The 11,165-nt window shown below is 42.9% G+C and carries 7 protein-coding genes; 6 read left to right on the forward strand and 1 reads right to left on the reverse strand.

Annotation, left to right across the window (positions count from 1 at the left end; all coding sequences use genetic code 11):
• Nucleotides 1-25: 25 nt before the first annotated feature.
• Entirely contained in the window at nucleotides 26-4,093 is a 4,068-nt protein-coding gene (locus tag V8Z93_RS13370; RefSeq protein WP_439431812.1) for a two-component regulator propeller domain-containing protein, read from the reverse strand.
• Between the two features lie 267 nt (nucleotides 4,094-4,360).
• Between V8Z93_RS13370 and V8Z93_RS13375 the strand changes: the two genes are divergently transcribed.
• From V8Z93_RS13375 to V8Z93_RS13400, 6 genes are all read left to right on the forward strand, one after another.
• Nucleotides 4,361-5,611: a hypothetical protein gene (locus V8Z93_RS13375; protein ID WP_439431813.1), complete on the forward strand. Its 1,251-nt coding sequence runs from the start codon at nucleotides 4,361-4,363 to the stop codon at nucleotides 5,609-5,611.
• A gap of 54 nt (nucleotides 5,612-5,665) precedes the next feature.
• Complete coding sequence (locus V8Z93_RS13380; protein ID WP_439431814.1) at nucleotides 5,666-5,842, forward strand: hypothetical protein; 177 nt, start codon at nucleotides 5,666-5,668, stop codon at nucleotides 5,840-5,842.
• 122 nt (nucleotides 5,843-5,964) lie between these two features.
• On the forward strand, nucleotides 5,965-7,440 hold the full coding sequence (locus V8Z93_RS13385; protein WP_439431815.1) for a right-handed parallel beta-helix repeat-containing protein: 1,476 nt from the start codon (nucleotides 5,965-5,967) through the stop codon (nucleotides 7,438-7,440).
• An 8-nt stretch (nucleotides 7,441-7,448) separates the two neighbouring features.
• Nucleotides 7,449-8,840: a right-handed parallel beta-helix repeat-containing protein gene (locus tag V8Z93_RS13390; protein ID WP_439431816.1), complete on the forward strand. Its 1,392-nt coding sequence runs from the start codon at nucleotides 7,449-7,451 to the stop codon at nucleotides 8,838-8,840.
• A 140-nt stretch (nucleotides 8,841-8,980) separates the two neighbouring features.
• Nucleotides 8,981-10,255: a rhamnogalacturonan acetylesterase gene (locus tag V8Z93_RS13395; RefSeq protein ID WP_439431817.1), complete on the forward strand. Its 1,275-nt coding sequence runs from the start codon at nucleotides 8,981-8,983 to the stop codon at nucleotides 10,253-10,255.
• Nucleotides 10,256-10,319: 64 nt separating this feature from the next.
• Nucleotides 10,320-11,162 carry a leucine-rich repeat domain-containing protein gene (locus V8Z93_RS13400; protein WP_439431818.1) on the forward strand — a complete coding sequence of 281 codons (843 nt, stop codon included), beginning with the start codon at nucleotides 10,320-10,322 and terminating at the stop codon, nucleotides 11,160-11,162.
• The last annotated feature ends 3 nt before the right edge of the window (nucleotides 11,163-11,165 follow it).

Raw genomic sequence — 11,165 nt, forward strand, 5'->3', positions numbered from 1 at the left:
TTTGTAATCAACATACACAACATGATTATTTTCCGGTTCTATACTTGGTAGGACTAACTCCAAAGAAGTTCTTAAACATCTTGCTGAAATAATAAGGATCATCCACACCCACCTGATATCCCACCTCAGCAACCGTAAGTCTGTCATCTTTCAACAGTTCAGCCGCCTTATTCATGCGCAGGGTGCGGATGTAATCATTCGGCGTGGTACCCGTTATACGCTTTATCTTTTTATAGAAGGTGGTACGGCCATACCCCATACTCTCGGCAAAACTATCAATATTGAGCTGTGGATCGGTGATGTGTTCTGCAAGCCAGGCATCCAGCACTGTCTGGAATTTCTTGTCCTGTTCGTCCTTGATTACCTCTGGAACCATAGCCTTGACGCCAGCCGCAGGTTGCTGTCCATACACCTGCTTCAGGTGGTTGCGCTGTTCCAAGAGCTGACAACAGGTGGCAATCAATATATTGGTATGGAATGGCTTCTCGATATAAGCATCCGCACCCACATCAATACCCTTCAACTTCTTGTCGTCGGCAGTTAAAGCCGTCAGCAAGACGACAGGCAAGTCTGTGAATTTAGCATCTTCCCTCACCTTCTTTACCAACTGATAACCGCTCATTCTAGGCATCATCACATCACTCACTACCAAGGCAGGCTTCTGTTCCTGTATTTTTTCCCAAGCCTCCTGCCCATCTGCAGCCAGTTCTATCTCGAAATAACGCTGCAACTCGTTTTTCAGAAACTCTCTCACATCATTGTCATCCTCTACCACAAGTGCCCGGTAATGATTCAACGGCTTAGGCGGCATCTCACGATACTCCATTTCCAGAGCAGTTCGCGGCTTACAGTTCTCCTCTTGTGTCACCGCATTATCCACTGCCATGAAGTCTTTCTCCTCATACACTTTTTCATCCACAGGCAATTCCACGCAGAAGATGCTGCCTTGAGGCTGATTATCGTGATAGGAGATTTCACCATGATGTACACGCACCAACTCTGCCGTCAGATGCAAACCGATACCGATACTATCATGCGAATAACTACTGCGGTTAAAACGCTGGAAGAGTAAATCCTGCTTCGATTTCTCAATCCCCACACCCGTATCTTCCACTGATATGAGCAAACTCCGATTGTCGTTCAGCGACACACGCAAAGCAACATCTCCATGACTCGGAGTATATTTCAATGCATTCGACAAGAGATTGTAGATAATCTTATCCAGATAATTGCGATCAACATACATCTCGTAACTCTTGTCAAAAGGCAGGAACATGAAATTGATGTGCTTACCTTCGGCAATATTATTGAAGTTCAAGAAAATGTCTTGCAGAAAGGCTATGACATCCGTCTTCTCCAAGGCAAGCTGCAGCTTGTCGTTCTGCATTTTTCTGAACTCCAGGAGCTGATTGATGAGTCTCATCATTCTCTCCACACTTTTCGCCATCGACGAGAGCGGTTGCTTCATCTCTCCCGGCACCTTATCTACAGTCTTGAGTCGGTCCATATCACCCTTGATGATAGTGAGCGGCGTACGGAACTCATGCGAGATGTTGGTAAAGAACCGAAGCTTATACTCCGTGAGCTGATTCTCCACCTTCACTTTATTGCGCAGATTATTGATACGGCGGAAGTTGACATACACATAATAGATAGCAAGCACCACGAGTACTATATATATAAGGTATGCCCACCAGGATGCATAGAAAGGTGGACGCACCTCTATCTTGAGAACAACCTCTTCTGGCGACCACACGCCATTGGCATTGCAAGAACGCACATGCAGGGTGTAATGCCCTACTGGCAGATTGCGATATTGCGCAAAGTTGATGCGCGAAAGATTGCTCCAATCCTTGTCATATCCCTTGAGATAATAGGTAAACGAGCTACCATTCTTCTTGGCATAATAGAAATCTGAAAAATAGAAGGTGAGCGAATTCAGATGATAACTGATGGAAAATTCCTTGGCACGGGTCAACGTACCATCCAATCGTGCTTCATCCCCTTCCAATTCTCCGATAGAGATACCATTTGCCTCTATCTTGGTAATCGCCAAAGGAAAAACAGGCTTGTCCTCATGGATATCATTCGGATTGAATGTCATCACACCATGATGGGTGGCAAAGGCAAGGTTACCATTGTCCAGCTCCACGACATTATTCTCCGTACAGGCATTCTCCAAAGAGTTGGCACCGAAATAAAAATTATTGAATGTACCCTTACGGAAACGTGAGATTCCATTATCAGTACCCAGCCATATATCCCCAGACTGCCGATGCTCCACTATACTTTGCACATTGTTGTCGGCTAGTCCATCACGGGTAGTATAAGTGATGGTATCCTTTCCATCTATCATCTTCACGCCGTTTCCGATACTTCCAATCCATATTCTTCCCTTGCTATCGGCATAAACACTATGCACCTCATCGTTTATTTGATTGGTAGGCGACACATGAATGTTTTGATAAGCCTTGTGGTTACGCAAGATTTCATCAGGATTGAAACGCAAGGCCCCCTGACTGGTACAAAGCCAGATGTAGCCCTGTTTGTCCATTTCCATGTCACGAGCCTGCAACGACTTGCTCTCTATGACATGTATAAACTTTCCGTTCAGACAAACCTCTAATCCTGCATCAAAAAGCGAAACCCACATACGTTTTTTCCGATCAAAGAGAATATCGCTGACCTTTCCCTTTCCCAGCGATGCAGGATCATCAGAATGCACATAATTCTTGCCATCATCAACATCGAAGATACCTTTCTTGCGAGTACCCACAAAGAGTTTGCCCTTGGCATCCTGCGCCACTGCCGTAATATCATCGTGATAACCATCGAAAGCCTGAAGGTTCTTCAACAATCCATCTGCCACCTTACTGCCATTCTGCATATTGCTGATATAGATTTTATTCCCCACACGCTTGAGCAGGCGCACATCATCTTCGTGATTGATACCCGCCCTGTCACCATTATAATATAGATAGCGGGCCTCTGATTGGGCAAAGTTGATGACATATACACCCATATTCTCCAGAGCTACCCAAAGATTATGCGACTTATCGACAAAAGGGGTAAACGCATAAGGAGATGGGAGTAAGTCGGCATACGACGAGAGTCTTTCCTGTTGAGTATCATAAGAAAAGAGTCCATTTCCATAGGTAGAAATCCATAATTTGCCATCGCCTGCAGCATAAAACTGGTAGCGTGGTTCACTGTTCAACTGCAAGAGATGCTGACTATAGATACCCTTGAAATGATACGTCTTCTTAGGAGTAAGATAGAAGACATCGCTACCATCCAGAGCTAGGATGACAACATTGCCCATGTTATCCAACACCACATGAGGCTGCTTAGGATTGTAAGCAGAACGAACCATCTGTCTTGATTGGAGATGATACTGATAGATGCCATCATTGGTGGTCAAGAAGAGGGAACCGCCAAAACAGGAAGCCTCTGTTACCTTGCGCACTGATTTATTGACGAAGGTAGAAAAGATATTAACAAACTTGCCATTACTATATTGATAGATGATACCATTGGCAGCCACCAGAAATTCCTTCTTTTCTGCCTGAATGTAATTGACTACATCAGAAACAGGAAGCGGAATTTTAACAGAAGTAAAGTGCTCTCCATCAAAATGGATACGTGTTCCCTCCCCTTTCTCGTTCCAAACCATCATGTCTGAAGCAGAAAGAATGGTGTAACCTTTAATCGGTTGGCTATAGCTGCCATTGCCCGTAAAATCTACATAAGAATTTCTCTCTATGTCATAGCAGCAATAGAGACGACCACGAAGACGAATCCACAGAAATCTGTCTCCCCACGGCTTGATGCCCAGAATACGGAAATCCTGCATGAACTTATGATTGCCCGTAGTAGATGGCTTCAACACTTCGGTTTGGTAGCCATCGTAACGCACCAATCCCGAAATGGTAGCAAACCAAAGGTAACCATACTTGTCTTGTTGTATCGTACGAACATAATTCGTAGGCAATACATTGTCAACAGAGAGTTGATATACGCTCTGTGCATAAATCTTTGGTGGCAATAATACCACTAACATCAACATCATGATGCCCCAAACAGATAAAATCATCTTGTTATTCATCAGCCAGTTTTTTAATCGTTTTACATAAAATGTGTTGCAAAAATAGCGAAAAATCCTGTATTCATGTACAAAAATACAAAAAAAGAGAGCTAGACTAGGATTTTTTCCATTATATTGTACTATATTACATTTATAACATCCCCATTCCTTATACTTTTGCAGTCGAAACAGGACAAGGCATCACTTGAACCAAAACCAAGCGAAAGCCTACCTAGCAAAATATCATTTAATATAAACAATAAAACAACAACAATTATGAAAAAGTTTTTCACACTTATCGCATTAGCCGTAATGGCTGCCGCACCAAAGTCAGCTTTTGCCCAGGAGGGCATAACCAAGACTACGTATTGGAACTTCGACCAGTTCCAGCAAGGAAATGAAGAGGTAGTATTTTCTACACCTCTGAACTATGGTGGACTGTACATTGTAGGGCATACAGATGCTACTGCAGCTACTAGTGTAGCAAAAAGTTTAAAGAATGTCACCTTAGGTAACCAGACCTACCAGATTAACTATGGTATCAAATTACCTGGTGCTTATACCTCTAAGATTGCTACGAAGGCTTCTGAAATCACCAGAGATGCCATTGCCTTCGATGCAGGATGTGCAGGAACACTTTATGTATATGCAGAAGGAACAGACAAAGATCGTGGCATCATTGTTTACTTCAACGGAGAAGAGAAACAAAAATTTACAAGTTCTGTTAAAGGTGAACAGTTCGCTGCCAGCGTAACCAACGATCAGGCTGGCACCTATTATATCACAACAGTTAAAGCTGCACAAATTTATGCCGTGAAGTTTGTCCCAACAGGCGAAACAACCTCTACAAGAAGCATTACTTTGCCTGAGCAAGGGGTCATGACATTCTCTGATGTTCATGCCTGGACTGTACCAGCCGGTTTGAAAGCTTACATCGCAAGCAGCCAGAAAACTCAGAAAGACGGAACTATCACTTTGTCACTTACTGAGGTTACGACAATCCCAGCATGCACAGGTGTAATTCTTGAAGGTATGGGTGGCAAGAGCTACGATTTGACATCAACCGACTGTGGCACAGCCATGAGAGAAGATGGAACAAAATCACTGGTAGATATGAACTATGGGCTGCGCCCCGTTATCTCCGACTATACTCTGGAGAAAACTGAATTAGACTTTACAGGCGACAAGAGTACAGACAGCAAGTTCTTCCACAACTATATTCTTGCCTCAAAGGATGGCAAGTCTGTATTTGCTCCAACAGATGCAGGTACCCTTTCTGCCGGAAAGGCATACTATAGAATCCGCCGCGACCAAGACAAGCTCGCCAAAGCTATCAAGGAAAACCCTGCTGCAGCAAAGACTATTTTCTTCAGCCTCGGTGGTAATGGTGAAACAACAGGCATCAATGGCATTGAGCAGGAAAAAAAGATGAATGATGGCATCATGTTCAACATGGTTGGCCAGAAGGTTCAGAAATCATATAAGGGTATGGTTATCTTGAACGGCAAGAAGTTCATCAACAAGTAATCAAACGAATCTTATTATAAAAAAGATAAGAACAAAATTTAAAAGTTATTCATTATGAAGAAGAAACTGTATATAGCTCCTAGTATGGAGGTATGCAACATAGAATTAGAGAATGCAATCCTGGCAGCATCTGGCTTACAAGGCGATGCTGAAGGAATCGGCTTCGATGAAGAGTATGCTTCGCCAGAATCTGCCCTTTCAAGAAAGCATAACAGCATTTGGGACGATTAAAGGTTTAAAAGTAAATAGTTTCATTTGAATGCAAACCTCTCCATATTCTTTTCAATATGTGAGAGGTTTCTTTTTAGAATCCATTCTTTTATTCCGCAAACTAATATAAAAGAAGCAATAACATGACAAATAACTTGAAAAAACTTATTTCCTTTGCATTATTGATGGTATTATCGCTTCAATTACATGCCACCATCTACTACATTTCTCCATTAGGAAATGACAACAATGCAGGAACCAGAGAGGAGACACCTCTTGCCTCTCTTGCTACTGTCCAAAAAAAAGTAAAGGCAGGTGATATAGTGTATATTCTCCCAGGAATCTACCATGTGAAAGAAAATGAGATGATGGACAAGACATCCAGCAATGTATGGGACATTATCTTCGATTTTGCCATCAGCGGAACTGAAAGTTCACCTATTATATATAAAGGTATACAGGATGCTCAAGGCAATCGCCCTGTTTTCGATTTTTCTGCTATCAATACAGGCAAGCGACTCACCGGATTCTACATCCGCGCCAAACATCTGGAGTTCTTCAACTTCGAGATTATCGGCATTAATGTTCCCAAATCTTCAAGCAACACACAATCAGAAAACATCCGTATTAACGGGGGAAGTTACTGCAAATTATATCATATCGCAGCCCATGACGGCATGGGAATCGGATTCTATCTTACAGGACGTTCGGCTCATAACACCATCAGCAACTGCGATGCCTACAACAACTTTGACTCCGTAAACATCTCTGTAAACAATGGCGGAAATAGTGATGGATTCGGTTGCCATGTCAGTGCGAACTGCGAGGGAAACGTTTTTGAATATTGCAGAGCCTGGCAAAACAGTGATGATGGTTTTGATTTTATCAACTGTCTGTCTGCTGCTACAGTAAAATACAGCATAGCCTATCGCAATGGTTTCGACAAAGACGGCAACAAACGTGCCGATGGCAATGGATTCAAGGCCGGAGGTTATGGGATGGGCAAGAAAGTAAAAATCTCTTCTGTTCCGATGCACGAGGTAAGTCACTGCCTGTCTGTGGGCAATAAAGCCAATGGCTTCTATACCAATCACCACCTGGGCGGCATCAAGTTCGACCATAATACAGCCTACAAGAATGGAAGTTACAACTACTCTTTCGTCAACAGAAAAGGAAGTTCTCTTGATGATGCCATCGATGTGGATGGTTATGGGCACATCGTAACCAATAATATCTCATACAATTCCAGCAAAATCGTAAAATCCATCGATATCAACCGATGCACCATCCAGGGCAACTCTTTCAGCTACATTAACCAGACATGGATTAATGAAACCTTGAATGATGACGATTTTTACAGTCTGAGTCTTGACGAGTTAACAGCAGCAAGAAATACAGACGGGAGCCTGCCAACCATCAACTTCATGCGATTGAAAGAGGAGAGTAAAAACTTTGGCTACGGAACTTTCAACCCTGATACATCAACCACGGGCATAGGTAGCACCATCATCAATTCATTCCATGAAGATTACTATTATACCCTAGATGGCAAGCGGGTGACTCAGCCCCTTTGCAATCACATCTATATTCATAACGGAAAGAAAATCATCAAAAAATAACAAGCATCATGAAAAGATTCATCTGCATTCTATCTATTCTGGCACAGGTCATGACACTTTGTGCCAAGAACTATTATGTGTCGCCACAAGGTAAAGCAAAAAACAATGGCGAAAGTAAGGCGAAAGCCTTTGCCTCTCTAGTCCAGGCCCAAGCCATCGTAGCCCCTGGAGATACCGTTTTTATCATGCCAGGTACTTACAAGGTGAAACAAAAAGATTTGAAGGCTTCCACCTATCAAAAGGTATATGCCGTAGCCTTTTTGCTTGACAAGAGTGGAACTCCTCAGAAGCGCATCAGTTATATCGGAGTGACGGATGCTCAGGGCAATCGCCCTGTATTCGATTTCTCTGAAGTAAAACCAGATGCCCGAATCACAGGATTTCTGCTCAGAGGCAGCTATCTTCACATCAAAAACATAGAGAGCATCGGCATTCAGGTAACCCAAGCTCATCATACCCAAAGCGAGAACTTCAGAATATTCAATGCTTCGCATAATAAACTTGAGAACATCTCAGCTCACGATGGTATGGGAATTGGATTCTATCTTATCAAGAAATGTGCGCACAATTATTTCATCAACTGTGATGCCTACAACAATTTCGATACCGTTTCGGAAAACGGAAAAGGTGGCAACAGCGACGGATTCGGATGTCATCCAGGTACGCTCGATAGCGAAGAGAATGTGTTCATTGGCTGCAGAGCATGGTATAACAGCGATGATGGTTACGACCTCATCAACGCACAAGCCCCAGTGAAGTTTTTCTATTGCATCGCCTATAAAAACGGATATGCTAGCATCAATGGAGAAGATAAGAAGATAGCAGATGGAAACGGATTCAAATGTGGTGGCTATGGCATGGGAAAGGTGGCTAGGACAAAGTTTGAAAAAGCACCTATGCACATCGCAGAAAACTGCATATCGGCTGCCAACCGTGCCAATGGTTTTTATGCCAACCATCATCTGGGTGGTCTGCACTTTATCCATTGCGCTGCATATAAAAACGGAGGTGCCAACTATAACATGACCAACCGAAAGGATAGAACAGAAACAGGAAACAGTAACGTGAACGGTTATGGACATATCATAGAATATTGCCTTTCATACGGATCGGATGCCATCAAGAGCAACAAACATCTGATGAAGGTTGATGGCAACAAGAAAGACTGCATCATACAAAACAATTCCTTCAGCTGGAATGCAGACACCCAGAAGTGGGATAACAACAAGAAACTGACAAAGAACAGTTTTAAGAGTCTGGATACAAAAGAACTCCTGGCGCAGCGAGACGGTCAAGGCATGCTGCCACCCTTCCATTTCCTCGAACCAACCCAGTCGAGCGAATATGGTTACAACTTTACAGACTATCAGCGCCTGGTAAATGAATACCGAAATAGATAAGAAACATAAATTTCCATCAATATGCACGATAATACAAAGCATATTGATGGAAATATCTTACTTTTGCAGCAGAAACAACCCAACAGACAATCACAGATTATAAACTTATAAACAAAATAATTATGATATACGAAAGTAACATGAAAAGAATTCTCATCATTGCATTAGCCCTATTGACTCTGGTGCTGAATGCAAGTGCAAAGATTCACACCATCGGCGATTCAACCATGGCTGATTATGACCAGGCAGAACCAGACCAGAAAGGTATGTATGGCTGGGGACAAGTATTCGGCGATTATTTCAGCAAAGGCATGACAGTAAAAAACTGGGGCGACCGTGGTGAGAGTGCCCGAAGTTTCTATCGTAAGTTTTGGTCTAAGACTAAAACAGAAATCAAGAAAGGAGACTATGTTCTCATTCAATTCGGCCATAACGATCAAAAATCGGTAACAACAGATGTTTATCGTGAATATTTAAGTAGGTTTATATGTGAAACGCGTGAACTTGGTGCCACTCCTATCCTTGTGACATCCATTTGCCGCAAGCTCTTCGAGGGCACCAAGATATCACGCCTTGGACGTATAGACAATGGTAAGGCACATGGTGTGGATGAGAATGACCACACTTACGACTACCCTTACCATATGAAGAAAGTGGCCGATTCCTTGAAGGTAGAATGCCTTGATCTTACAACAGCCTGTAAGGAATACATGGAATCTTGGGGACCAGAAGGTTGCAAGCAGTTTTTCCCAGCAGGTGGTTCTACCCACACCAACGAACTGGGTGCAAGAGTCAATGCCCAATTGGTGGCACAGTTGATGTACAAGACAAATATCCTCAAAAAATACATAGCCATCAACAAAATCAATCTTCCTCAAAATAAAGGTAAAATAACGATTGTTGCGGACACCAAGAATGAATCAGATTCAGCAGAAGAAGACTGGAATTACTATATGGTGAAGACGGGAGCCGATGGTTATGCCGTATTCGGCAATCTTTCTGGAGAGAACCTCGCTGTTCCCGAGGGCTTGATAGCCTATGGAGTTATCCAAGGCACTGAAAGTAATCTGGTGAAACTTGTAAAGGTTGGCAATGTGATACCGGCTAACGTAGGCATCATCGTAAGAGGCAAGCCCAACACCGAATATTCACTGACTGCCACTACAGAGACTCCGATGTTCAAACGTCAAAAGCAGAATATGCTCATGATGAGCGAAAAGACCGGCACCATCAAAGCCAAAGAGAAAGGCAGTTATAACTATCTCTTTACAAGCGAAAAAAAGAAAATCACCTTCATTCCTGCAGATGGGAAAACTTCGGTGCGAATTAAAAGAGCATATCTTGCAAGTCCCAACAAGCAGGCAAGCATCTCTATTGAGCGTAAGAAGACCCCGAACAATGCAGCTTCAAAATAGAAAAATTACGCCATCATATAATAAATAAGAAAAAATCACGTGTCACAATATAAAACTGAAAACAATGAACAAGAAAACTTTCATGATTCAAGCCATCCTTGCCGCTTGCTGCATCATCACATCCTGCAGCAGCGACACGGTGGATGGCAACAAAGAATATTTTACTCGTGGGCAAATAACCTATGTGCAGGAAGATGAGAATAAAATTTTCTTCTTCGATAACCAGGATGGTACTGCTATGGTAACTTACAACCGCAAATATCCTATCCAGCTCAACGACAATAATCAGGCGAAGTTGACTACCTACGTAGGCGAAGTAACCATTCCTGCAACATTCGCTGTTGATGGCAAAACTTACCGAGTTACCAGCGTGGATGAGATGGCTTTTGCCAACAATACCATGCTTACCAAACTCACACTTCCTGAAACCATTACTGTCTTCGGACAAGGTTCATTTACCAACTGTTCTTCGATGACAGCCATCAACATCCCTGCTGCTATCCAGGATATTCCAAGCGCCTGCTTTGCTCAATGCAAGAAGATGGCAGCCTTCACCCTGCCCGAGCAGGTTAAAACCATAGGCAACCTGGCTTTTGCCAATTGTGCCAAAGCAAAAAAGATAGAACTCAATGAAGGTATTACTTCTATTGGAAACCGTGCTTTCCTGGGTTGTACATCTGTAACAGAGATGACCTTGCCAAGCACCGTGAACCAAATTGGAGAGAATGCTTTTCTCAGAGCCAGCAAACTGACCAAAATTCATGTTAAGGCAACAACCCCTCCTGTCCTTATCGATTCATTGGGCGATTACATCTCGAAGGCTACACTCTTTGTACCAACAGGGAGCAAGAGTGCATACGAAGCTGATAAACTCTGGAGTAAATTTAAAACTATAGAAGAAGAATAAGTC

Origin of the sequence: Segatella copri, from assembly GCF_051861805.1 — a bacterium.
GTDB classification, from domain to species: domain Bacteria; phylum Bacteroidota; class Bacteroidia; order Bacteroidales; family Bacteroidaceae; genus Prevotella; species Prevotella copri_M.